The organism is Pseudomonas sp. AAC, from assembly GCF_000725445.1.
GTDB lineage: Bacteria > Pseudomonadota > Gammaproteobacteria > Pseudomonadales > Pseudomonadaceae > Pseudomonas > Pseudomonas citronellolis.
The window spans coordinates 912,765-934,508 of record NZ_KL647094.1 but is presented as its reverse complement, the minus strand read 5'-3'; the positions used below and the strand labels follow the sequence as shown (position 1 = coordinate 934,508).

The following is a 21,744-nucleotide window of genomic DNA, read 5'->3' as shown; positions in this document are numbered from 1 at the left end:
CGCATCGTCGCGGGGGCGGCGAATGCCTGAAAAGCCTTAACAAGCTGTCGAAATTGCCGGCGCCGGGGCCGGAAACAGGCGTGTATAATGCGCCGCCCGTGGCCACTATAGCGGCCTGCGCTGCACCGACTTTAGCCTGATTTCGATTTTCCCGATGGGTGCCGATGCCTTGACCAGCCCGCTTCTCGAAACCGTGGCGCTCGCCTGCGAGCGGGACTGGCGCATGCTCTTCGAGCGCCTGGACCTGCGCCTGGCCGCCGGCGAGATGCTGCAGGTGGTCGGCCCCAACGGCAGCGGCAAGACCAGCCTGCTGCGCCTGCTCTGCGGGCTGATGCAGCCCACCGCCGGGCAGGTGCGCCTGAACGGCCGGCCGCTGGAGGAACAGCGCGGCGAACTGGCGCGCAACCTGCTGTGGATCGGCCACGCCGCCGGCATCAAGGGCCTGCTCAGCGCCGAGGAGAACCTCGCCTGGCTCTGCGCCCTGCACCAGCCGGCGGACAAGACGGCGATTTGGCGCGCCCTGGAGGCGGTCGGCCTGCGCGGTTTCGAGGACGTGCCCTGCCACACCCTGTCCGCCGGCCAGCAGCGCCGCGTCGCCCTGGCGCGCCTGTACCTGGACGCGCCGCCGCTGTGGATCCTCGACGAACCCTTCACCGCCCTCGACAAGCAGGGCGTCGCCCAGCTCGAAGAGCACCTGGCGCGGCACTGCGAGGACGGCGGGCTGGTGGTGCTCACCACTCACCACACGCTGAGCCGCATGCCCAGCGGCTATCGCGACCTGGACCTCGGCCAGCACGCCCGCGAAACGGCCGGGGAGGGCGCATGAGCAACGTCTTCGGCCTGCTCCTGGCCCGCGAGGCGCGCCTGCAGTTCCGCCGCCCGGCGGAGCTGGCCAACCCGCTGGTGTTCTTCGCCATCGTCATCGCCCTGTTCCCCCTGGCCGTCGGCCCGGAAACCCGGATGCTGCAGGACCTCTCGCCCGGCCTGGTGTGGGTGGCGGCGCTGCTGGCGGTGCTGCTGTCGCTGGACGGCCTGTTCCGCAGCGATTTCGAGGACGGCTCCCTGGAACAGTGGGTCCTTTCGTCGCACCCCCTGCCTCTTCTGGTCCTGGCCAAGGTGCTGGCACACTGGCTGGTTTCGGGGCTGGCCCTGGTCCTGCTGTCGCCGCTGCTGGCCCTGATGCTGGGTTTGCCGGTACGCTGCCTGCCGGTGCTGCTGCTGTCGCTGTTGCTCGGCACCCCGGTGCTGAGCCTGCTCGGCGCGGTCGGCGCGGCGCTGACCGTGGGGCTCAAGCGCGGAGGGCTGCTGCTGGCGCTGCTGATCCTGCCGCTGTACATCCCCGTACTGATTCTCGGCAGCGGTGCCCTCCAGGCCTCGCTGCAGGGGCTGCCGACCGCCGGGCACCTGCTCTGGTTGGCCAGCCTGACGGCGTTAGCATTGACGCTGACGCCCTTCGCCATCGCTGCCGGCCTGAAGATCAGCGTGGGCGAATGACGCCTGCCGGTGCCGCTGGAGCGGCGCCGGCACTAGAAAAAAGTGCCCTGACACACAGAGCCTGATGATGAACTGGACTTGGTTTCACAAGCTTGGGTCGCCCAAGTGGTTCTACGAGATCAGCGGACGCTGGCTGCCCTGGTTCGCCGTCGCCGCCGCGTTGCTGATGGCCGTCGGCCTCGTCTGGGGCCTGGCCTTCGCGCCGCCGGACTACCAGCAGGGCGACAGCTTCCGCATCATCTACATCCATGTGCCGGCGGCCTTCCTGGCGCAGTCCTGCTACGTGATGCTGGCGGTGGCCGGCGCCATCGGCCTGATCTGGAAGATGAAGATCGCCGACGTCGCCGTGCAGTGCGCCGCGCCCATCGGCGCCTGGATGACCTTCGTCGCCCTGGTCACCGGAGCCATCTGGGGCAAGCCGACCTGGGGCGCCTGGTGGGTGTGGGACGCGCGCCTGACCTCGATGCTGATCCTGCTGTTCCTCTATTTCGGCGTCATCGCCCTCGGCCAGGCCATCGGCAACCGCGACAGCGCGGCCAAGGCCAGCGCGGTGCTGGCCATCGTCGGGGTGGTCAACATCCCGATCATCAAGTTCTCCGTGGAGTGGTGGAACACCCTGCACCAGCCGGCCACCTTCACCCTCACCGAGAAGCCGCCGATGCCGCCGGAGATGTGGATTCCGCTGCTGCTGATGGTGCTCGGCTTCTACTGCTTCTTCGCCGCCGTGCTGCTGATGCGCATGCGCCTGGAAGTGCTCAAGCGCGAAGCCCGCGCGTCCTGGGTCAAGGCTGAGGTGGAGCGCGCGCTATGAGTTTCCATTCCTTCGGCGAATTCCTCGCCATGGGCCACCACGGCCCCTACGTGTGGTCGGCCTACGCCATCAGCCTGGTGGTGCTGGCGATCAACGTGGCCGCGCCCATCCTGGCGCGCAAGCGTTACCTGCAAGAAGAGGCGCGCCGTCTGCGCCGGGAGGCCAGCAAGTGAATCCGGTCCGCAAGAAGCGTCTGTACATCGTCCTCGCCATCGTCGCCGGTGTCGGCGTTGCCGTGGCCCTGGCGCTGTCCGCGCTGCAGCAGAACATCAACCTGTTCTACACGCCGACGCAGATCGCCAACGGCGAAGCGCCGCACGACACGCGCATCCGCGCCGGCGGCATGGTCGAGAAGGGCTCGCTGAAACGCTCGGCCGACTCCCTGGACGTGGAATTCGTGGTCACCGACTTCGCCAAGGAAGTCACGGTGAAGTATCGCGGCATCCTCCCGGACCTGTTCCGCGAAGGGCAGGGCATCGTCGCCCTCGGCAAGCTCGACGAGAGCGGCGTGCTGACCGCCGACGAGGTGCTGGCCAAGCACGACGAGAAATACATGCCGCCGGAAGTCACCAAGGCGCTGAAGGACAGCGGCAAGCTCGGTGAATACCAGCAGGGCGGCCAGCCCGGCGCCGCGGCCCAGGGGAGCAACTGACGATGATCCCGGAACTCGGCCACCTGTCTCTGATCCTGGCGCTGTGCATGGCGCTGGTGATGTCCTTCTTCCCGCTGGTCGGCGCCTGGCGCGGCGACCGCCAGTGGATGAGCCTGGCGCGCCCGGCGGCCTGGGGGCAGTTCGCCTTCCTGGCGTTCGCCTTCGCCTGCCTGGCCTGGGCCTTCCTGCATGACGACTTCTCCGTGGCCTACGTGGCCAGCAACTCCAACAGCGCGCTGCCCTGGTACTACAAGTTCAGCGCCGTGTGGGGCGCCCACGAGGGCTCGCTGCTGCTCTGGGCGCTGATCCTCGGCGGCTGGACCTTCGCCGTGTCGATCTTCTCCCGCGAGCTGCCCGAGCCGATGCTGGCGCGGGTGCTGGCGGTGATGGGGATGATCAGCACCGGCTTCCTGCTGTTCCTGATCATCACCTCCAACCCCTTCAGCCGCCTGCTGCCGCAGGTGCCGGCCGACGGCAACGACCTCAACCCGCTGCTGCAGGACCCGGGCCTGATCATCCACCCGCCGATGCTCTACATGGGCTACGTCGGCTTCTCGGTGGCCTTCGCCTTCGCCATCGCCGCGCTGCTCGGCGGCCGCCTCGACGCGGCCTGGGCGCGCTGGTCGCGGCCCTGGACCCTGGTGGCCTGGACCTTCCTCGGCATCGGCATCGTGCTCGGCTCCTGGTGGGCCTACTACGAGCTGGGCTGGGGCGGCTGGTGGTTCTGGGACCCGGTGGAGAACGCCTCCTTCATGCCCTGGCTGGTGGGCACCGCGCTGATCCACTCGCTGGCGGTGACCGAGAAGCGCGGGGTGTTCAAGAGCTGGACGGTGCTGCTGGCCATCGCCGCCTTCTCCCTCAGCCTGCTGGGCACCTTCCTGGTCCGCTCCGGGGTGCTGACCTCGGTGCACGCCTTCGCCTCCGACCCGGAGCGCGGGGTGTTCATCCTGGCCTTCCTGCTGGTGGTGGTCGGCGGCTCGCTGACGCTGTTCGCCCTGCGCGCGCCGGTGGTCAAGAGCCAGGTCGGCTTCGCCCTGTGGTCGCGCGAGACCCTGCTGCTGCTGAACAACGTGGTGCTGGTGGTGACCGCCGCGATGATCCTGCTCGGCACCCTCTACCCGCTGGTGCTCGACGCTATCAGCGGCGCCAAGCTGTCGGTCGGCCCGCCGTACTTCAACGCGCTATTCGTGCCGCTGATGACGGGGATGATGCTGGCCCTGACCGTGGGCGTGCTGGTGCGCTGGAAAGACACCCCGACGCAGTGGCTGCTGCGCATGCTGACGCCGGTGCTGATCGGCGCCGTGGTGCTCGGCGGCGTCGCCACCTTCCTCTACGGCGACCTGCACTGGCCGGTGCTGGCGGTGTTCCTGCTGGCCTTCTGGGTGATCCTCGGCGGGGTGCGCGACTTCCTCGACAAGGTCCGCCACAAGGGCCTGGTGGCCGGCGCCGCGAGCCTCAACCGCAGCTACTGGGGCATGCAGGTGGCGCACCTGGGCATCGCCGTGTGCGCCATCGGCATCGTCCTCACCAGCCAGTTCAGCGCCCAGCGCGACCTGCGCATGGCCCCGGGCGAGAGCGTGGAGCTGGGCGGCTACCAGTTCGCCTTCGAAGGCACCAGGCACTTCGAAGGCCCCAACTTCACCTCCGACAAGGGCACCATCCGCGTCACCCGCAAGGGTAGCGAAGTGGCCGTGCTGCACCCGGAGAAGCGCCTGTACAGCGTGCAGCGCTCGATGATGACCGAGGCCGGCATCCACGGCAGCCTGACCCGCGACCTCTACGTCGCCCTGGGCGAGCCGCTGGATAACGGCGCCTGGGCCGTGCGCCTGCACATCAAGCCGTTCGTCCGCTTCATCTGGCTGGGCGGCCTGCTCACCGCCCTGGGCGGCGTGCTGGCGGCCTGCGACCGGCGCTACCGGCTGAAAGTGAAAACCAAGGTGCGCGAGGCGCTGGGCCTCGCCGCCGGACAGGGAGCCTGAGTGTGAAGCGTGCGATCCTGCTGTTGCCGCTGGCGATCTTCCTGGTCGTCGCGGTATTCCTGTTCCGCGGCCTGTGGCTCGACCCCAGCGAGCTGCCCTCGGCGCTGATCGACAAGCCGTTCCCGGCCTTCGCCCTGCCCGGCGTGCTGGAGCCGGGCAAGACCTACACCCAGGCCGACCTCAAGGGCCGCCCGGCGCTGGTCAACGTCTGGGGCACCTGGTGCCCGACCTGCCGCTTCGAGCACCCGGTGCTGGCCAAGCTGGCCGAGCAGGGCGTGGTGATCGTCGGCATCAACTACAAGGACGACAACGCCGCCGCGCAGAAGTGGCTGCAGGACCTGCACGACCCCTACGTGCTGAACATCGCCGACGCCCAGGGCACCCTGGGCCTGGACCTGGGCGTGTACGGCGCGCCGGAGACCTACGTGATCGACAAGGACGGCATCATCCGCCACAAGCTGGTCGGCGCCGTCGACGAGAAGGTCTGGCGCGAGCAACTGGCGCCGATCTACCAGCGACTGGTGGACGAGGCGGGGGGCAAATGAAGCGATTCCTCGCCGCGGCCCTGCTGGGCCTGACCCTCGCCGGCGTGGCCCACGCCGCCATCGACACCTACGAATTCCCCAACGAGGCCGAGCGCCAGCGCTTCCGCAGCCTGACCACCGAGCTGCGCTGCCCGAAGTGCCAGAACCAGGACATCGCCGACTCCAACGCGCCCATCGCCGCCGACCTGCGCAAGCAGATCTACGAGCAGCTGCAGCAGGGCAAGAGCGACGAGCAGATCGTCGACTACATGGTCGACCGCTACGGCGACTTCGTGCGCTACAAGCCGCCGGTCAACGCCCGCACCTGGCTGCTCTGGTTCGGCCCGGTGGCCCTGCTGGGCCTGGGTGTGCTGGTGGTGGGCGTGCTGGTGGCGCGCCGCCGCCGCAGCGCCGCCGGTCCGTCCGCCAGCCTGTCCGCCGAGGAACAGGCCCGCCTGAATCAATTGCTGGATAACCAAGACAAATGATCGATTTCTGGCTCGCCGCCGGCCTGCTTGCGCTGGTGGCCATGGCTTTCCTACTGATTCCGCTGCTGCGTGGCCGCCGCGCCCAGGCCGAGGAAGACCGCACCGCCCTCAACGTCGCCCTGTACCAGGAGCGCCTCGCCGAACTGGACGCCCAGCACGCCGCCGGCACCCTGGACGACGCCCAGCTGCAGGCCGGGCGCGCCGAGGCCGCCCGCGAACTGCTGGCCGACACCGAAGGCGAGGGCGAGCGCCGCTCGCGCCTGGGCCGCGCCGCGCCGCTGCTGGCGGCCGTGCTGCTGCCGTTGCTGGGCCTGGGCCTGTACCTGCACTGGGGCGCCAGCGAGAAGCTGGCGCTGTCCCGCGAGTTAGCCGAGCCGCCGCACTCTATGGCGGAGATGACCGAGCGCCTGGAGAAGGCCGTGCAGGCCCAGCCGGATTCCGCCGAGGGCTGGTACTTCCTCGGCCGCACCTACATGACCCAGGAGCGCTTCGAGGATGCCGCCAAGGCCTTCGAGCGCGCCGCCAACCTCTCCGGGCGCCAGTCCGAGGTGCTCGGCCAGTGGGCCCAGGCGCTGTACTTCGCCAACGGCAAGAAGATGGCCGGCGCCGCCCAGGCCCTGGCCGACGAGGCGCTCAAGCAGAACCCGGAGGAAGTCACCACCCTCGGCCTGATGGGCATCGCCGCCTTCGAAGACCAGCGCTACGCCGACGCCGTGGACTACTGGCAACGCCTGGTCGCCGCACTGCCGGCCGACGATCCGTCGCGCGCGGCCATCCAGAGCGGCATCGAGCGCGCCCGCCAGCACCTGGCCGAGCGTGGCGAGAAGCTGCCGGAAGCGCCGGCTGCGGCAGCCACTGCCGGCGTGACGCTGAAGGTGCGGGTGGACCTCAGCGACGCGGTGAAGGGCCAGGTCAAGCCGGACGACAGCGTGTTCGTCTTCGCCCGCGCGGTGAACGGCCCGCCGATGCCGCTGGCGGTCAAGCGCCTGAAGGTGGCCGACCTGCCGGACGAGGTGTCGCTCAGCGATGCCGACGCCATGATGCCGCAACTCAAGCTATCGGCCTTCCCGCAGGTGGAGCTGGTGGCGCGGGTGTCGCGCGCCGGCAATGCCATCAGCGGCGAATGGATCGGACGCAGCCAGCCGTTGTCTACTGCCGGCGCGGGCGATCAGGCGGTGACCATCGACAGCCCGGACCAGCATTGATCGAACCCTTCCTGGAGGTGCGCCCGTGAAAGGCCGAATCCTCGCCCTCGCGGCCCTGCTCGCCCTGGCCGGTTGCGCCGGCCAGCAGCCCCACACGCAAGCCCCGGCGCCGGTCCCGCAACCCGGCGCCAGCGGCCAGCCGCCGGCGGCCCTGCCGTCGAACAAGCCGGCGCCGCGCACGGCCATCACGCCGAACCCGCAGAACCCCTCGAACAAGCCCCGCAGCACCCACACCCAGTTCGCCCCGCCGCCGGGCGGCAAGGGCCGCTGGGACCCGAACCTGGGCGTCTACGTGATCCAGGGGCAGAAGGACCTGTACTACCGCCAGCGCACCTACTACCACTGGGACGGCGCCTGGTACTGGGGCGTAAGCCCGCAGGGCCCCTGGACTGCCACCGATGCCAACGGCGTGCCGCCGGGGTTGAGCCGCCGCTACGCACAGCCCTGAGGCCGGGGATTTTCGTAGGAGCGAGCTTGCTCGCGAATGGTGCTTCCCGGTAGCTGCGGTGTTTGGGTTGACTCCGCCCCCTCACCCCAGCCCTCTCCCAGAGGGAGAGGGGGCCGTTCGGAGCGAGCGGCGAATTCGGAGTCATCCTGAAACTCCTACGCGGCTACCCGCCGCCGAGGCCGGCGAATCCAATCGCGGACGGAGTCCGCTCCTACATGGCAGGTAGGCACATCGTCGTAGGATGGTGTTGAGCGAAGCGATACCCATCACCACGGCCTCCCTGGAACCGTTCACGGTTATCCGCCATACGGGCTTAGGTGTATCAGGATGACGCTGGATTTACCGCCCGCTCCGAACGGCCCCCTCTCCCTCTGGGAGAGGGCTGGGGAGAGGGAACGGCGTCAACCCAAAACACCGCAGCCATCGGGAAACGCTGTTCGCGAGCAAGCTCGCTCCTACGAAGAGCCGTGCCAGTTCTTGCTTTGGGACTGCCAGCCCGTAGGGCGCATAACCGCGGACGCGGGAATGGCGGAAGTAGATGGGAGTGTCAGGATGACTCCGAATTTACCGCTTGCTCCGAACGGCCCCCTCTCCCTTCAGGGAGAGGGTTGGGGAGAGGGAACGGCGTCAACCCAAACACTGCAGCCACCTGGAAACGCTGTTCGCGAGCAAGCTCGCTCCTACGAAGAGCCGTGCCACATCTTGCTTTGGGACTGCCAGCCCGTAGGGCGCATAACCGCGGACGTGGGAATGGCGGGAATAGATGGGAGCTTCAGGATGACTCCGGATTTACCGCCCGCTCCGAACGGCCCCCTCTCCCTCTGGGAGAGGGCTGGGGTGAGGGGGCGGAGTCAACCCCAAACACCGCAGCCACCGGGAAACGCTGTTCGCGAGCAAGCTCTCTCCTACACAAAAGCTCACTCCAAGGTCCCATGGGGCGCGGCATCCATCACTTCCACGCGGTTGCGCCCGCTGGCCTTGGCCCGGTACAGGGCCTGGTCGGCCGTGCTGTAGAGCCTTTCGTAGGTGCTCGACACGCCGCTGGCCAGGCCGGCGATGCCGAAGCTGGCGGTGAGGTAGAGCAGGCCGTCCTTCATCGGCAGCGGGGTGTCTTCCAGCAGCTTGCGCAGCTTCTCGGCGATCACCCGGGCCTGGGGCGCGGCGGTGTCCGGCAGCAGCAGGAGGAACTCCTCGCCGCCCAGGCGCGCCACGCTGTCGCTGCTGCGGGTGTGCTTGCGCAGCAGGGTGGCGGTGTGGCGGATCACCTCGTCGCCCAGCGGGTGGCCGTAGCGGTCGTTGATGAACTTGAAGTGGTCCAGGTCGATCATCAGCAGGCTCACCGGCATCGGCTGGCGGTCGCAGCGCGCCAGTTCCTGCTTCACCAACTGGTCGAACTGGCGGCGGTTGAACAGCCCGGTCAGCGGGTCGTGGCCGGCCAGGTATTCCAGCTGCAGGTTCTTCTCTTCCAGCTCCTTGCGCTGCCGGCGCAGGTGCTGGCGCTGGCGCAGGTTGCGCAGGTGGCCGAACCAGAGGATCTGCGACAGCAGCAGGCCGATGCCGCAGATGGTCAGGCCGCCCATCTGGTTGGACAGGCGCAGCTGCGGGTCCGGCTGGGCCATTTCCATGGCCAGTTCGAAGGCGATGAACAGCACGACGTAGAGCAGCGTGGCGAACACCGGGCGCAGCAGCAGGATCAGCGCCGTGGCCACCGCGCCCATGAGGAAGGGCGTGATGCTGCTGGTCACCTCCTGGTCGAAGCAGGTGATGACCAGGCCGAAGCCCAGCAGCACGCCGGCGCCCAGCAGCGCCAGCAGCTCGCAGTACCACGGCGGCGGCGCCTGCGGGCGCTGGCGGGCCTGCCAGGCGAGCAGGCCGAGGCCGAGCAGCAGCGCGGCGACCACCGCGTGGGTGAGGATGATGTGCTGGCGCCAGCCGTCGAATTCCGGGAGGCTGCCCTGCAGGTTGAGCCAGAACACCAGGATGTGCACCAGGCCGAAGGGCACGGCCAGCAGCGCCAGCCAGGCCAGGCGCCTGAGGTTCTCCGTGGCCACCGGCCGCGCCAGGGAGCGGGCGAGCCGGAATTGCTGGCGAAGGCGTTGCGGGAACGGCTGGGACACGGGGCTCGTCCTGTGCGCGATGGCATCCGGCTATGAGCATAGCCATATGCCGCCAGGCTGTCCCGCCGCCTGCCGGGGGAACGCGGCTTTTCGCTTGCAGCCTGGCCTGGCGGCTGGGCATAGTCCGCTACCTGTCAGGCAGCACGGCGAAAGGAGTAGGACATGGGCGAACGGGTACTGCGGTTTTCCGCACAGGACGGCCTGGATGCCGAACGCGCCGCCCTGGACCAGGTGTTCAGCGGCCAGGCCGACAGCCGCCTGCTGTTCTGGCGCCCGCTGCAGCAGGCGCTGGTGATGCCGCGCCGGCTCAGCCGCCTGGCCGGTTTCGCCGAGGCCGAGGCGCGCTGCGCCGAACTCGGCTGGCCGATCGCCCTGCGCGACACCGGCGGCGAGCCGGTGCCGCAGTCGCCGGCGGTGCTCAACGTCGCCCTGTGCTACGCGGTGCCCGATGGCGACAACGAGCAGACGCGCATCGACACCGCCTACCTGCGCCTGTGCCAGCCACTCTGCGACTGGCTCGCGGCCATGGGCCTGGACGCCGGCGTGGGCGAGGTCGACGGCGCCTTCTGCGACGGCCGCTACAACGTCAACATCGGCGGCCGCAAGCTGGTCGGCACCGCCCAGCGCTGGCGCCGCCGGCAGAGCGACGGGCGCTACGTGGTGCTGGCCCACGGCGCCATCCTCATGGAGAACCAGCGCGAGGCCATGGCCGAGGTGGTCAACGCCTTCTACCGCGCCGTCGAATTGCCGGCCGACATCCGTGGCACCAGTCACGTCGCGCTGGACGAACGGCACGCGCAGCCCTGGCAGCAGGTCGAAGCGCTCGCCGGGCAGTTCCAGCGCCACCTGATCGACCAGGGCCTGCCGCCGGTCTGATCGACACCCTTTCCGTTCCACCCGCCCGGCCGCGCGCCGGGCCCCATCCTGCCAAGGAGCGTTCCGGCATGGAGCATGGTTCCAACTATCTGCAATCGACGGTGGTCTTCCTCATCGCCACCGTCTTCATGGTGCCGCTGGCCAAGCGCCTGCAACTGGGCGCGGTGCTCGGCTACCTGCTGGCCGGGGTGCTGATCGGGCCTTCGGTGCTGCGCCTGATCGACGACCCGGAAAGCGTTTCCAGCCTGTCCGAGCTGGGCGTGGTGCTGCTGCTGTTCATCATCGGCCTGGAACTGTCGCCCAAGCGCCTGTGGGTGATGCGCAAGGCGGTGTTCGGCATCGGCCTGGCCCAGGTGCTGCTCACCGCGCTGGTGATCGGCGTGCTGGCGCACCTGGCCTTCGAGCTGCCGCTGAACACCTCGGTGGTGCTCGGCGGCGGCCTGGCGCTGTCGTCCACCGCCTTCGGCCTGCAGATCCTCGCCGAGCGCAAGGAGCTGGCCAGCCCCCACGGCCGCCTGGCCTTCGCCATCCTGCTGTTCCAGGACATCGCCGCCATCCCGCTGATCGCCGCGGTGTCGCTGCTCGGCGCGCGGGCCGACGAGGCCGCGCCGGGCGGCGACTGGCGCCACTTCCTCGAAGTGGTGGGGAGCATCGCCGTGGTGGTGGTCGGCGGGCGCTACCTGCTGCGCCCGGTGTTCCGCACGGTGGCGCGCACCGGCATGGCCGACCTGTCCACCGCCACCGCGCTGCTGGTGGTCGTCGGCACCGCCTGGCTGATGGAGCTGGCCGGGGTGTCCATGGGCCTGGGCGCCTTCCTCGCCGGCCTGCTGCTGGCCGACTCGGAGTACCGCCACGAGCTGGAATCGCAGATCGAGCCGTTCAAGGGCCTGCTGCTGGGGCTGTTCTTCATCAGCGTGGGGATGAGCGCCGACCTCGGCCTGCTGCTGCATTCGCCGCTGCTGGTGCTGGGCCTGACGCTGCTGCTGATCGGCCTGAAGCTGCCGCTGCTGTACCTGCTCGGGCGCCTCACCGGCGGCCTCGACGGCCATTCTGCGCTGCGCCTGGGCATCGTCCTGGCGGCCGGCGGCGAATTCGCTTTCGTGGTGTTCAAGCTGGCCCGCGCCGAAGGGCTGCTGGACGCCAACCTGCACAGCCTGCTGGTGCTGTGCATCACCCTGTCGATGGCGGTGACGCCGCTGCTGGTGCTGCTGGCCGCGCGCCTGATGAAACCCGAGCCCGTGCCGGTGCGCGAGGCGCCGGAGGAGTACAGGCGCATCGAGGGCGACGCGCCGCGGGTGGTGATCGCCGGCATGGGCCGCATGGGCCAGGTGGTCGCGCGGATCATGCGCGCCCAGCGCGTGCCCTTCATCGCCCTGGACACCTCGGTGGACACCATCGAGCTGAGCCGCAGCTATGGCAGCATCCCGATCTTCTACGGCGACCCGCTGCGCCCGGAAATCCTCCGCGCGGCCCAGGTGGACAAGGCCGAGTTCTTCGTCGTCGCCACCGACGACCCGCAGACCAACATCGACACCGCGCGCCTGGTGCGCAAGCTCTACCCGCACGTGAAGATCATCGCCCGGGCGCGCAACCGCCAGCACGTCTACCACCTGCTCGACGCCGGGGCCAGCCCGGTGCGCGAGCTGTTCCACTCCAGCCTGGAGATGAGCCGGCGGGTGCTGATGGAGATGGGCCTTTCCGAGGAACAGGCGCTGGCGCGCATCCGCCGCTTCCGCCGCCACGACGAGGAAGTGCTGATGGCCCAGTACAAGGTCTACGACGACGCCGCGGCGGTGATCCAGACCGCCCGCGAGGCGCGCCAGGAACTGGAGACGCTGTTCGAGGCCGACCAGTTGGAAGACCGCGGCGTGGGCAAGCCCTGAGCGGGCTGGGCGCTACGGATGGACCGGCCGCGCTTCAGCCGCGCACGCGGCGGCGCGGCGGTTCGTCGATGCGGATGGGCTCGCCGGGCGAGCGCAGGTCGGCGTGGGCCAGGCGCGAGCCGCCGGGGCCGTCCAGCGGCGGCGGGGCCGCGGGGCCGGCCTGGGCGCCGCGGGCCAGCAGGCCGCAGAGCGGCAGGGTGGCGAGCCGCCATGGGCGTTCGGCCATGGGGCTGCCTCTTGCCAGGGAGTTTTCCTCAGCCTGGCCGGCATGGCTCAGCGCGGGTAGAGCGGTGGCAGGCTGTTGCCCTCGGCCGTCGCCGCGCTGCCGCCTTCCGCGGCGGGCAGGGTGCGGATCGCCCGCCAGAGGTCCTCGCCTTCCCAGTTGTGGCCACCCTCGCTGTCGCTGTAGAGCGCGCCGTTGAGGCCGTCCATGGCGTCGGACAGCGGCACGAAGCGCGCCGCCATGTCGGCCAGGGTTTCCGGCTGCTGGCGCGCCCAGGCGTCGAGGGCCTGGCGGGTGGCGTGGGGGTCGTTGGCCTGGCAGCAGCGGCGCAGTTCGTCGAGCAGGGTGCGGGCGCTGGGCGCGTTGGCCGCGGCGCGGACGATGGCCGGCTGGCGACGGGCGCGCCACCAGAGGCCGAAGCCGAGCAGGCTGGTCAGGGCCAGCAGCAGGGTCGCCAACTGCCATGGCCAGAGGCGCTGGCCGTCGCTGCTCACGGCGCCTTCCAGCGGCGCGGGGGGCGGGGCCGCCAGCTGCGGGTTGGCACCGACGTCCAGGCTGCGGCCGGGCAGGGTGGTGTGCTCCAGGCGGTCTTCCTGGGTGTTCCACCAGGTGATCTCGATGTCCGGCAGGCTCAACTGGCCGGCCTGCTCCGGGATCAGGGCCTGGCGTTCCTCGCGGCTGCCGATCACTCCCTGGTCGCCCTGTTCCTCGGCCAGTTGCGGCTGGTCGGGGTAGTGCCGCAGCCCGGCCGGCAGGGCCTGGGGCAACGGCGGCAGCTGGGCGCTGGAGAGGCCTTCGACGCGCAGCATCAGGTTGCGCGTCAGGGCTTCGCCGGCCTTGGCCTGCTCCGGCTGCGGCGCCCAGCTTTCGCTGAGGGCGACGGCGCGGGCCGGCAGCCAGGGCGCGTCGGCCGGGTAGTCGGCGGGCTTGGGCTTCACTTCCAGGGGAATCTCCGGCGAGCTCACCCGCAGGCGCTTGCCGGGCAGCACGCCGAAGGTGTCGCCGGGGCTGTTGCGCGCCACCCGGGTGGCGCTGAAGTTCAGCGCCGGGATGGTCAGCTCGCCGCTGTGCTGCGGGAAGATCGCGAAGCGCACCTCGATGACGCCGTGGCGCACGCCGTTGATTTCCTTCTCGTAGGTGCGCGGCTGGCCGAGCTGCTCGACCTTGGCGTCGTCGATCTGCAGCGGGCTGAGGCTGCTGTCGTCGTACAGCGACACCGAGTGGTAGATGCGCAGGGTGAGGATGGCCTGGGCTTGCACGTAGACCGACTCGTGGTCGAGGCTGGCGTCGATGAACACCGGCGAGAGCTTCTGCTGCTCGTCCGCGTCCTCGGCCTTGAGCACCTGCAGGGCGATCGGCTGGGTCTGCGCGTTGCCCATGCGCAGCGCCGGTATCTGCAGGGCGCCGCTGCGGGTGGGGCGCAGGGTGATGATCCAGCGCGTGGTGGCTTGGGCCTGGCCGTCGAGGGTGGTCAGGCGGTTGACCTGGCGGGTGCCGAGGATTTCGAAGGCGTCGCCCAGGGGCGTGAGGTCCGGCTTGCCGAACTGGGTGGGGTCGTCGGACTCCAGCGTCAGGTCCAGGCTCTCGCCCTCGGTCAGGCGCGCGCGGTCGACGCTGGCGGTGAAGCTGGCCTGCGCCTGGAATGCGAGCAGGCTGAGCAGGATCAGGCAGATCATCCGTTTCATGGCAGGTTTTCCTGGCGCTGCTGCTGTTGGTACCAGAATTTGCGGCGCAGCAGTTCGGAGGGTTCGTCGGGAATCTGCCGCAGCCACTGTTCCAGGGCCTGGCGGCTTTCGTCGCTGAGCTTCCCTTCGTCCGCCGTGGGGGCGGGGAGTTCCGTCGAATCGGCGGGCGGCTCGTCGTCCGGGCCGGCGGCCTGCAGGCGCTCGGCGCTGGCCTGCTGGCGGTTCTGCAGGGCCGCGGAGGGGCGGGTGGGCCGTTCTTCCAGGTTCTGCTGCTGCGAAGGCTTGGCCGCTGCCGTCGGCGCCGGCTCGGTTTCGCCGCTGCGGCTGGCCTGGGAGGCATTGGGGCGCTGCTGGGCGGCGTCCTGCTCGCGCTGGCGCAGCAGGTCCTCCAGCAGCGCCTTGTTGCGCTGGGCCTGTTGCAGGCCGGGCTGCAGTTCCAGCGCCCGCTCGTAGGCGTCGATGGCGGCCTCGTACTGCTCGGCGCGGGCCAGGGCGTTGCCGCGGTTGTAGTGGTCGGCGGCGCTGTCGCCCAGGGCGAAGGCGCGGGCCGCGCCGTCGTAGTCGCCGGCCTGGTAGAGGGCCAGGCCGCGCCAGCGGAAGTCGGCGAAATGCCGGGCGGCGTCGGCCGGGCGCTGCTCGGCGAGCAGGCGCTGGCCCTGCTGGTCGGGGCGCAGCCAGAGGTCGGCGAACTCGAAGGCCATGGCCGGTTGCGGCGCGCCCAGCCACAGCGGCAGCAACAATGGCAGGCTGAACAGCCAGCCGCGGCGGCCGGCGCAGGCGGCCAGCAAGAGCAGCGGCAGGAGCAGCCAGTAGCCCTGGTCGGCCCAGCGCTGCAGGCGCAGCACGGCGTCGTTGCCGGCGGCTTCCAGGCCGCGGTTGGCGTCCAGCAGGCCGAGGGCCCTGAGGTCGCGGTCGCTGGCGCCCAGACGCTGGTAGCTGGCGTCGAGGCTGGCGGCGAACTGGCGCAGCCCGGCCTCGTCGAGGCGCGGCAGGAGGATGCCGCCCTGGTCGTCCTTCAGGTAGGTGCCGTCTTCCTGGGGGATGGGCGCGCCGCCGGCAGTGCCCACGGCGAGGATGGCGAAGTCCCGGCCGTGGCCGTGCAGGGCCTGGCGGATGCCCTGCCGTTCGCTTTCCTCCAGCCCGCCGGTGAGCAGCAGCAGGCGCCCGTTGCCCTGGGCACCCTGGTCGAGCAGGCGGCGCGCCTGCTGTACGGCGAGGTCGGCGCGCTGCCCCGGCTCGGGCATGATCGACGGCTTGAGCGCATCGAGCAGGTTGCGCGCGGTGAACAGGTCGTTGGACAGCGGCACCAGGGTGTGGGCGCTGCCGGCGTAGACGACGATGGCGGTCTGCGCGTCGGGGCGCGCGCGCAGCAGGTCGAGGAGCTTGCGCCGGGCCTGTTCCAGGCGGCTGGGCGGCAGGTCGCCGGCGAGCATCCGCGGCGTCAGTTCGAGGATCACCACCAGCGGGTCGCTGCGCTGCATGGCCGGCTGCTCGACGCGTTCCCAGCTCGGCCCGAGCAGCGCCAGCACCGCCAGCAGCCAGGCCAGGCCCAGGTACAGCCAGGGGCGGCGGTCGGGGCGGCCGCTGCCGCCCTGCAGCAGCCAGGGGTGGAAGGCCGCCGGCAGCAGCAGTTGCCAGCGCCCGGCGCGGCGCTGGCGGTGCAGCAGCTTCCACAGCAGCCAGGCGAGCAGCGGTAACAGCAGCAGCCAGCCGGGGTAGAGCAGGTGCGGCCAGAGGCTCATGGGCGCCTCCACGGCCAGCGCCAGTGCTGCGCCGGCCAGAGTTCCGCGGCCACCAGCAGCAGGCTCAGCAGCAGCGCGGCGGCCAGCGGCCAGTGGTAGAGGGCCAGGGCCGGGCGCGCCTGGGTGGGCTTCTGCGTCACCGGTTCGAGGCTGTCCAGGGTGCTGGAGACGGCCTCCAGCTCGGCGCCGTCGCGGGCGCGGAAGTATTCGCCGCCGGTGAGGCCGGCGATCGCCTTCAGGGTGGCTTCGTCCAGGTCCAGGCCGGGGTTGAGGCCGAGCATGCCGAGCACGCCGCCGGGCTGCGGGTCGGCGCCGATGCCGATGGTGTAGATCTTCACGCTCTCCTCGGCGGCCAGGCGCGCGGCGGTCAGCGGCGGGATCTCGCCGGCGGTGTTGGCGCCGTCGGTGATCAGCACCAGCACGCGGCTTTGCGCCGGGCGCTGGCGCAGGCGCTTGACGGCAAGGCCGATGGCGTCGCCCAGGGCGGTGTCCTTGCCGGCGATGCCGATCAGCGCCTCGTCCAGCCAGACGCGCACGGTGTGGCGGTCGAAGGTCAGCGGCGCCTGCAGGTAGGCCTTGCTGCCGAACAGGATGAGGCCGACACGGTCGCCGCGGCGTGCCTCGATGAAGTCGCCGAAGAGCTTCTGCACCAGGTTCAGGCGGCTGATCTCGCTGCCCTGCCAGGTGAGGTCGGCGGTGTCCATGGAGCCGGAGACGTCCACCGCCAGCAGCAGGTCGCGGCCGCTGGCGGGGATCGGCAGCGGCTCGCCGACCCACTGCGGGCGCGCCGCCGCCAGCAGCAACAGCAACCAGAGCAGCACGAAGGGCGCCTGCAGGCGCCAGGCCGGCAGTTGCGCGCGGGCGCGGCGGCCGGCCAGGCCTTCGAGTTCGGCGAGGAAGCTGACCTTCAGCGCCGCCTCGCCGCTGTCGGCCGGCGGCAGCAGCATGCGCAGCAGCCAGGGCAGCGGGGCGAGCAGAAAGACCCAGGGCCAGGCGAACTCAAACATGCTTGCGCACCCAGGTTTCCACGGCGGCGGCGAGGCCGTCGATGGCCTTGTCGTCGAGCTTGCATTCGGCGCGGTAGCCGCCTTCCACCAGGATCATCCAGCGCGTCAGGCCGGCGGCCGGGCAACGGTTGTCGAGGAACGCCAGCCAGGCGCGGCCGCTCAGGGTGTGGCAGCTGTCGTCCGGCCAGCGCGCCCGCGACAGGCGCTTGAGCAGGGCGTTCTGCGCCTGCAGCCAGGGGCCGGCGGGGGCGCCGCCGTAGGGCCGCGGCAGGCGCGCCAGTTCTTCCAGGGCGGCGACGCGGATAGGCTCCAGCGGCGCTTCCGCCGGGGCCTGCGCGCGGCGGCGCGGCAGCAGGCGGTGGCGCCAGCGCCACAGCGCCCAGGCCAGCGGCGGCAGCAGCGCGGCCAGCAGCCACCAGCCCGGCGCCGGCGGCCACCAGGGCACGGCGGCCGGCCGGATCAGCGGTTCCAGGGCGTCGAGGGGATTCACGGGCGTTTCCCCGCGGCGGGCTGTTCGAGTTGGTCGAGCAGCTGCTCGACCAGGTCCAGCTGGGTGCTCAGCGGCAGCAGCGGCACGCCCAGGCGCTGGCTGACCCGCGCCCAGCGCTCGCGGCGCGCCTCGCCCAGGGCGCGGTAGGCCAGGCGCTGTTCGTCGACGTGGGTGTCCACTTCGAGCAGGGCCTGGCCTTCGGCGAAGCGCATCAGCCCGGCGGCCGGCAGGGCGTGGTCGAGCGGGTCGGAGACCGGCAGCAGGACCAGGTCGGTGTGCCGCGCCAGCAGGCCCAGCTGCTGCTCGGCCAGGTCGCCCTGGGGCGAGTGGGCGAGGGCGCGTTCGTCGCAGACGATCATCACCAGGCTGCCCGGCCGCAGCACCTCGCGGGCGCGGCGCAGGGCCAGGCCGAAGTTGTCGCCGGAGGACGCCGCGGCGCCGTCGGTGAGCAGCGCGTGGTTGGCGCGGACGATCAGGTTGAGCAACTGCAGCTGGCTCTGCTTGCTGCGCCGCGGCTTGATCTCGTGGGTGTCGTGGTCGCTCAGCACCAGGCCGCCGATGCGGTCGTTGTGGGCCAGCGCGGCCCAGCCGAGCAGGGCGGCGGCGCGCGCGGCCAGCACCGACTTCAGGCACAGGCCGGAGCCGAAGAAGGTCCGCCGGCTCTGCTCGACGAGGACGAACACCGGGCGCTCGCGCTCCTCGTGGAACAGCTTGGTGTGCGGCTCCTGGGAGCGCGCGGTGACGCGCCAGTCGATGGTGCGCACGTCGTCGCCGGGCTGGTACACGCGCACCTGGTCGAAGTCCACGCCGCGCCCGCGCAGGCGCGAGTGGTGCAGGCCGATCAGCGGGCTGCGCCGGGCCGGGGTGGAGAACAGCTGCACCTCGCGCAGGCGATGGCGCATGTCGATCAGCTCTTGCAGGCTGACCGTCACGCCGTTGCTGGCGGTGTCCGGCATCAGGCCACGGCGACCACGTCGAGGATGCGCTGGACCACGCGGTCCTGGTCGATCCCCGCGGCTTCCGCCTCGAAGGAGAGGATCAGGCGGTGACGCAGCACGTCGAACAGCACCGCCTGGATGTCCTCGGGGCTGACGAAATCGCGCCCGGCCAGCCAGGCGTGGGCCCGCGCGCAGCGGTCCAGGGCGATGGAGCCGCGCGGGCTGGCGCCGTAGGCGATCCACTCGGCCAGCTCGGCGTCGAACTTGGCCGCGGTGCGGGTGGCCATGACCAGCTGCACCAGGTATTCCTCCACCGCGTCGGCCATGTACAGGCCGAGGATTTCCTTGCGCGCGGCGAAGATCGATTCCTGGGTCACCTGGCGCTCCGGCCGCGTCTCGCCGTTGAGCGCCTCGCCACGGGCCTGCTGGAGGATGCGGCGCTCCACCGAGGCTTCCGGGTAGCCGATCTTCACGTGCATCAGGAAGCGGTCGAGCTGGGCCTCGGGCAGCGGGTAGGTGCCTTCCTGCTCGATGGGGTTCTGGGTGGCCATCACCAGGAACAGCGGCGGCAGGTCGTAGGTGCTGCGGCCGATGCTGACCTGGCGCTCGGCCATGGCTTCCAGCAGCGCCGACTGTACCTTGGCCGGGGCGCGGTTGATCTCGTCGGCCAGCACCAGGTGGTGGAAGATCGGCCCCTGCTGGAAGCAGAAGGTGCCGTTTTCCGGGCGGTAGATCTCGGTGCCGGTGATGTCCGCCGGGAGCAGGTCGGGGGTGAACTGGATGCGATGGAACTCGGCCTCCAGGCCTTCGGCGAGGTCCTTGATGGCCTTGGTCTTGGCCAGCCCGGGCGCGCCTTCCACCAGCAGGTGGCCGTCGGCGAGCAGGGCGATGAGCAGGCGCTCGACGAGCTTTTCCTGGCCGAGGATCTGGCTGGAGAGGAAATGTCGCAACGCGAGGAGCGACTCACGGTGTTCCATCGAATGCGGGTTCCTGGAATGGGGAAGGCGGCGTGCCGGGGCCGCCGGGGGCATTACTTTACTGCATCGGCGCAGGCGCGTGCAGGGTGGCGTGGCGCCGCCGCGCGGCTCCCCGCTTCCACGGGCCGACGAGGAGGCTTCCCACGGCACAAGGACGCGTTTCCGAAGCGCACTGCCACTAATTTGGGAAGCTCCTCATGGACAACGTGGAGTAGATGGACATGGAACGCAATGCTCTGCATTTCCCGGCCGTCCTGGCCGGCCTGCTGTTCTTCGCTCACCCGCACGCCGCGGCCGCGCCGCTGAGCCTGGCCCCCGGTTCCGGCAACGCCGGCCTGGGTTCCGCCGGCAACGGCGTACCCGTCGTCAACATCGCCACCCCCAACGCCAATGGCCTGTCGCACAACAAGTTCGGCCAGTTCAACGTCGGCCGCGAAGGCCTGATCCTCAACAACTCGCCGGGCGGGGCGCAGTCGCAGCTGGGCGGCGCCATCGCCGGCAACCCCAACCTGGGCAAGGGCGCGGCGCGCAAGATCCTCGGCGAGGTCACCGGCGGCAGCCCCTCGCAGTTGCTGGGCGCCATCGAGATCGCCGGGCCGGGCGCGCACTTCATCCTCGCCAACCCCCACGGGGTGACCTGCAACGGCTGCGGCTTCATCAACATGCCGCGGGCCACCCTGACCACCGGCAAGCCGATATTCGACGGCGACCGCCTGGCGGGCTACGACATCGACGGTGGGCACATCGGCATCGAAGGCGCCGGGCTCGATGCCCGCCAGGTGGGGCGCTTCGAGCTGATCACCCGCAGCGCCACGCTCAACGCCGCGCTGCATGCGCAGCAGCTCGACGTGGTGGCCGGGCGCAATCGCGTGGACGGCGAAAGCCTGGCGGCCAGCGCCAAGGCCGACGATGGCCGCCCGCGGCCGCGCCTGGCCATCGACAGCTCGGCGCTGGGCGGCATGTACGCCAACGCCATCCGCCTGGTCGGCACCGAGCAGGGCGTGGGCGTGAAGCTGGCCGGGGAACTGGCCGCCAGCGCCGGCGACATCCGCATCGACGCCAACGGCCGCCTGGAGCTGGCGCGCCTGCAGAGCGCCGGCGGCGTACACCTGAAGGCCGGGGACATGCACCTGAGCGGGCCGGTCAGCGCAGGGGGCGACACCGAGCTGTGGGCTTCCGGGAGCCTGACCAACCAGGGCCGGCTGGACAGCGCCGGCCGCCTGTTCATGCGCCTGGGCGGCGGCCTGGTCAACCGGGGCGGCGAGCTGCGCGCCCAGAGCATGGACCTGAGCTTGGCCGGGGCGCTGGACAACAGCCGGGGGCTGATCGAAAGCCGCGGCGGCCTGCGCCTGCACGCCGCGTCCCTGAGCAACGGCCAGGGACGCATTCGCGCCCGCGGCTGGGAGGGCGGCACCGACATCGGCATCGGCGGCGTGCTGGACAACCGCAACGGCAGCCTGGAGACCTACGCCCGCGACCTCGACCTGCGCAGCGGCAGCCTGCTCAACGACAACGGCTGGGTCTGGCACGGCGGCAACGGCCGCTTCGGCATCGACCTGGCGCAACTGGGCCTGGCCGGCGGCCGCTTCGTCACCCGTTCCGTGCTGCACATCAAGCGCGACCACTGGCTGAACAACAGCAGCCTGCAGGCCCGCGAGCTGATCCTGGAGGTGGGCGAGCTGGAGCAGGGCGCCAGCGGGCGCCTGAACGGCACCCTCAGTGTGCGCGGCAGCGGCCACGACTGGCGCAATGCCGGGTTGATCGCCAGCGAGTCCGGGTTGTCGCTGGAGCTGAGCGGGCGCTACAGCGGCAGCGGCCGGCTGCTCAGCCAGGATGGTCTGAGGCTCAGTGCCGATTCCCTGGAACTGGAGCGTGGTGGCAGCCTGATCAGCGGGATGTATGCCCAGCTCGATATCCGCAACGCGCTCGTCAACCACGGCACGCTCCTGGCCTATGACGAGATCTGGCTGAATGCCGGGCGGTTGGTCAACGACGGGGTGCTGGGCAGCGGCTCCGAGTTGTACCTGGACGTGGGGAGCCTGGAGGATGAAGGGAACATGTTCAGCAATGGCGATGTGGAGTCGCATATTCCCTGGAGCTGGACGCTCTAGATCGGGACTCCGAGCCTGATGCCGTTTCTCTGCCCGGGAGAAGCGGCCCCGTAGGATGGGTTGAGCGAAGCGATACCCATCACCCTGGCCCGAT

At 70.6% G+C, this 21,744-nt stretch carries 21 protein-coding genes; 13 read left to right on the top strand and 8 right to left on the bottom strand.

Annotated elements, in window-relative coordinates; translation table 11 throughout:
- Window positions 1-154: 154 nt before the first annotated feature.
- From ccmA to FG99_RS03815, 10 genes are all read left to right on the top strand, one after another.
- Window positions 155-826 carry a cytochrome c biogenesis heme-transporting ATPase CcmA gene (gene ccmA / locus FG99_RS03860; RefSeq protein ID WP_141766221.1) on the top strand — a complete coding sequence of 224 codons (672 nt, stop codon included), beginning with the start codon at window positions 155-157 and terminating at the stop codon, window positions 824-826.
- A complete protein-coding gene (gene ccmB, locus FG99_RS03855; RefSeq protein WP_043267427.1) occupies window positions 823-1,494 on the top strand; it encodes a heme exporter protein CcmB in 672 nt (223 codons plus the stop codon). Before ccmA ends, ccmB begins: the two co-directional genes overlap by 4 nt.
- A 64-nt stretch (window positions 1,495-1,558) precedes the next feature.
- Window positions 1,559-2,305: a heme ABC transporter permease gene (locus FG99_RS03850; RefSeq protein ID WP_099049042.1), complete on the top strand. Its 747-nt coding sequence runs from the start codon at window positions 1,559-1,561 to the stop codon at window positions 2,303-2,305.
- Complete coding sequence (ccmD, locus tag FG99_RS03845; protein WP_009621127.1) at window positions 2,302-2,478, top strand: heme exporter protein CcmD; 177 nt, start codon at window positions 2,302-2,304, stop codon at window positions 2,476-2,478. Before FG99_RS03850 ends, ccmD begins: the two co-directional genes overlap by 4 nt.
- On the top strand, window positions 2,475-2,957 hold the full coding sequence (ccmE, locus tag FG99_RS03840) for a cytochrome c maturation protein CcmE (RefSeq protein WP_009621129.1): 483 nt from the start codon (window positions 2,475-2,477) through the stop codon (window positions 2,955-2,957). The genes ccmD and ccmE overlap by 4 nt, the downstream gene beginning before the upstream one ends.
- A 2-nt stretch (window positions 2,958-2,959) precedes the next feature.
- Window positions 2,960-4,936, top strand: coding sequence for a heme lyase CcmF/NrfE family subunit (locus FG99_RS03835; protein WP_043267424.1), 1,977 nt, complete (start codon window positions 2,960-2,962; stop codon window positions 4,934-4,936).
- Between the two features lie 2 nt (window positions 4,937-4,938).
- Entirely contained in the window at window positions 4,939-5,481 is a 543-nt protein-coding gene (dsbE, locus tag FG99_RS03830) for a thiol:disulfide interchange protein DsbE (RefSeq protein ID WP_009621133.1), read from the top strand.
- Entirely contained in the window at window positions 5,478-5,948 is a 471-nt protein-coding gene (gene ccmH / locus FG99_RS03825; RefSeq protein WP_043267422.1) for a cytochrome c maturation protein CcmH, read from the top strand. The genes dsbE and ccmH overlap by 4 nt, the downstream gene beginning before the upstream one ends.
- Window positions 5,945-7,153: a c-type cytochrome biogenesis protein CcmI gene (ccmI, locus tag FG99_RS03820; RefSeq protein WP_043267420.1), complete on the top strand. Its 1,209-nt coding sequence runs from the start codon at window positions 5,945-5,947 to the stop codon at window positions 7,151-7,153. Before ccmH ends, ccmI begins: the two co-directional genes overlap by 4 nt.
- A 25-nt stretch (window positions 7,154-7,178) precedes the next feature.
- Window positions 7,179-7,601 carry a hypothetical protein gene (locus FG99_RS03815; RefSeq protein ID WP_009621139.1) on the top strand — a complete coding sequence of 141 codons (423 nt, stop codon included), beginning with the start codon at window positions 7,179-7,181 and terminating at the stop codon, window positions 7,599-7,601.
- Window positions 7,602-8,518: 917 nt separating this feature from the next.
- Here the strand turns inward: FG99_RS03815 and FG99_RS03810 are convergent.
- The gene (locus tag FG99_RS03810; RefSeq protein ID WP_043267413.1) at window positions 8,519-9,718 is read right to left on the bottom strand and encodes a GGDEF domain-containing protein; all 1,200 of its coding nucleotides are present in this window, start codon (window positions 9,716-9,718) and stop codon (window positions 8,519-8,521) included.
- Between the two features lie 162 nt (window positions 9,719-9,880).
- Between FG99_RS03810 and FG99_RS03805 the strand changes: the two genes are divergently transcribed.
- A complete protein-coding gene (locus tag FG99_RS03805; protein ID WP_043267409.1) occupies window positions 9,881-10,594 on the top strand; it encodes a lipoate--protein ligase family protein in 714 nt (237 codons plus the stop codon).
- Between the two features lie 68 nt (window positions 10,595-10,662).
- Entirely contained in the window at window positions 10,663-12,477 is a 1,815-nt protein-coding gene (locus tag FG99_RS03800) for a monovalent cation:proton antiporter-2 (CPA2) family protein (RefSeq protein WP_043267407.1), read from the top strand.
- A gap of 34 nt (window positions 12,478-12,511) precedes the next feature.
- Here the strand turns inward: FG99_RS03800 and FG99_RS03795 are convergent, their stop codons facing one another.
- Genes FG99_RS03795 through FG99_RS03765 form a run of 7 tightly spaced genes read right to left on the bottom strand, consistent with a single transcriptional unit; the run spans window position 12,512 to window position 19,539 of the window.
- A complete protein-coding gene (locus FG99_RS03795) occupies window positions 12,512-12,703 on the bottom strand; it encodes a hypothetical protein (RefSeq protein WP_043267406.1) in 192 nt (63 codons plus the stop codon).
- 47 nt (window positions 12,704-12,750) lie between these two features.
- Entirely contained in the window at window positions 12,751-14,385 is a 1,635-nt protein-coding gene (locus tag FG99_RS03790) for a BatD family protein (protein WP_043267404.1), read from the bottom strand.
- A complete protein-coding gene (locus tag FG99_RS03785; RefSeq protein ID WP_371263855.1) occupies window positions 14,382-16,139 on the bottom strand; it encodes a VWA domain-containing protein in 1,758 nt (585 codons plus the stop codon). Before FG99_RS03785 ends, FG99_RS03790 begins: the two co-directional genes overlap by 4 nt.
- Entirely contained in the window at window positions 16,124-17,134 is a 1,011-nt protein-coding gene (locus FG99_RS03780) for a vWA domain-containing protein (RefSeq protein ID WP_043267400.1), read from the bottom strand. Before FG99_RS03780 ends, FG99_RS03785 begins: the two co-directional genes overlap by 16 nt.
- Complete coding sequence (locus FG99_RS03775; RefSeq protein ID WP_043267398.1) at window positions 17,127-17,624, bottom strand: DUF4381 domain-containing protein; 498 nt, start codon at window positions 17,622-17,624, stop codon at window positions 17,127-17,129. The genes FG99_RS03780 and FG99_RS03775 overlap by 8 nt, the downstream gene beginning before the upstream one ends.
- On the bottom strand, window positions 17,621-18,580 hold the full coding sequence (locus FG99_RS03770) for a DUF58 domain-containing protein (RefSeq protein WP_009621154.1): 960 nt from the start codon (window positions 18,578-18,580) through the stop codon (window positions 17,621-17,623). Before FG99_RS03770 ends, FG99_RS03775 begins: the two co-directional genes overlap by 4 nt.
- Window positions 18,580-19,539, bottom strand: a complete 960-nt coding sequence (locus FG99_RS03765) for an AAA family ATPase (RefSeq protein WP_009621155.1) — start codon at window positions 19,537-19,539, stop codon at window positions 18,580-18,582. Before FG99_RS03765 ends, FG99_RS03770 begins: the two co-directional genes overlap by 1 nt.
- Window positions 19,540-19,760: 221 nt before the next feature.
- On the opposite strand from FG99_RS03765, the gene FG99_RS03760 reads away from it, so the two are divergent.
- The gene (locus tag FG99_RS03760; RefSeq protein ID WP_070878510.1) at window positions 19,761-21,650 is read left to right on the top strand and encodes a filamentous hemagglutinin N-terminal domain-containing protein; all 1,890 of its coding nucleotides are present in this window, start codon (window positions 19,761-19,763) and stop codon (window positions 21,648-21,650) included.
- The last annotated feature ends 94 nt before the right edge of the window (window positions 21,651-21,744 follow it).

Coding starts and splice junctions, on each gene's coding strand:
- FG99_RS03795 (WP_043267406.1), bottom strand. CDS start 12,703: ATGGCCGAACGCCCATGGCGGCTCGCCACCCTGCCGCTCTGCGGCCTG.
- ccmD (WP_009621127.1), top strand. CDS start 2,302: ATGAGTTTCCATTCCTTCGGCGAATTCCTCGCCATGGGCCACCACGGC.
- FG99_RS03790 (WP_043267404.1), bottom strand. CDS start 14,385: ATGAAACGGATGATCTGCCTGATCCTGCTCAGCCTGCTCGCATTCCAG.
- ccmA (WP_141766221.1), top strand. CDS start 155: ATGGGTGCCGATGCCTTGACCAGCCCGCTTCTCGAAACCGTGGCGCTC.
- ccmI (WP_043267420.1), top strand. CDS start 5,945: ATGATCGATTTCTGGCTCGCCGCCGGCCTGCTTGCGCTGGTGGCCATG.
- ccmH (WP_043267422.1), top strand. CDS start 5,478: ATGAAGCGATTCCTCGCCGCGGCCCTGCTGGGCCTGACCCTCGCCGGC.
- ccmB (WP_043267427.1), top strand. CDS start 823: ATGAGCAACGTCTTCGGCCTGCTCCTGGCCCGCGAGGCGCGCCTGCAG.
- FG99_RS03805 (WP_043267409.1), top strand. CDS start 9,881: ATGGGCGAACGGGTACTGCGGTTTTCCGCACAGGACGGCCTGGATGCC.
- FG99_RS03760 (WP_070878510.1), top strand. CDS start 19,761: ATGGAACGCAATGCTCTGCATTTCCCGGCCGTCCTGGCCGGCCTGCTG.
- FG99_RS03835 (WP_043267424.1), top strand. CDS start 2,960: ATGATCCCGGAACTCGGCCACCTGTCTCTGATCCTGGCGCTGTGCATG.
- FG99_RS03780 (WP_043267400.1), bottom strand. CDS start 17,134: ATGTTTGAGTTCGCCTGGCCCTGGGTCTTTCTGCTCGCCCCGCTGCCC.
- FG99_RS03765 (WP_009621155.1), bottom strand. CDS start 19,539: ATGGAACACCGTGAGTCGCTCCTCGCGTTGCGACATTTCCTCTCCAGC.
- FG99_RS03800 (WP_043267407.1), top strand. CDS start 10,663: ATGGAGCATGGTTCCAACTATCTGCAATCGACGGTGGTCTTCCTCATC.
- FG99_RS03850 (WP_099049042.1), top strand. CDS start 1,559: ATGATGAACTGGACTTGGTTTCACAAGCTTGGGTCGCCCAAGTGGTTC.
- FG99_RS03770 (WP_009621154.1), bottom strand. CDS start 18,580: ATGCCGGACACCGCCAGCAACGGCGTGACGGTCAGCCTGCAAGAGCTG.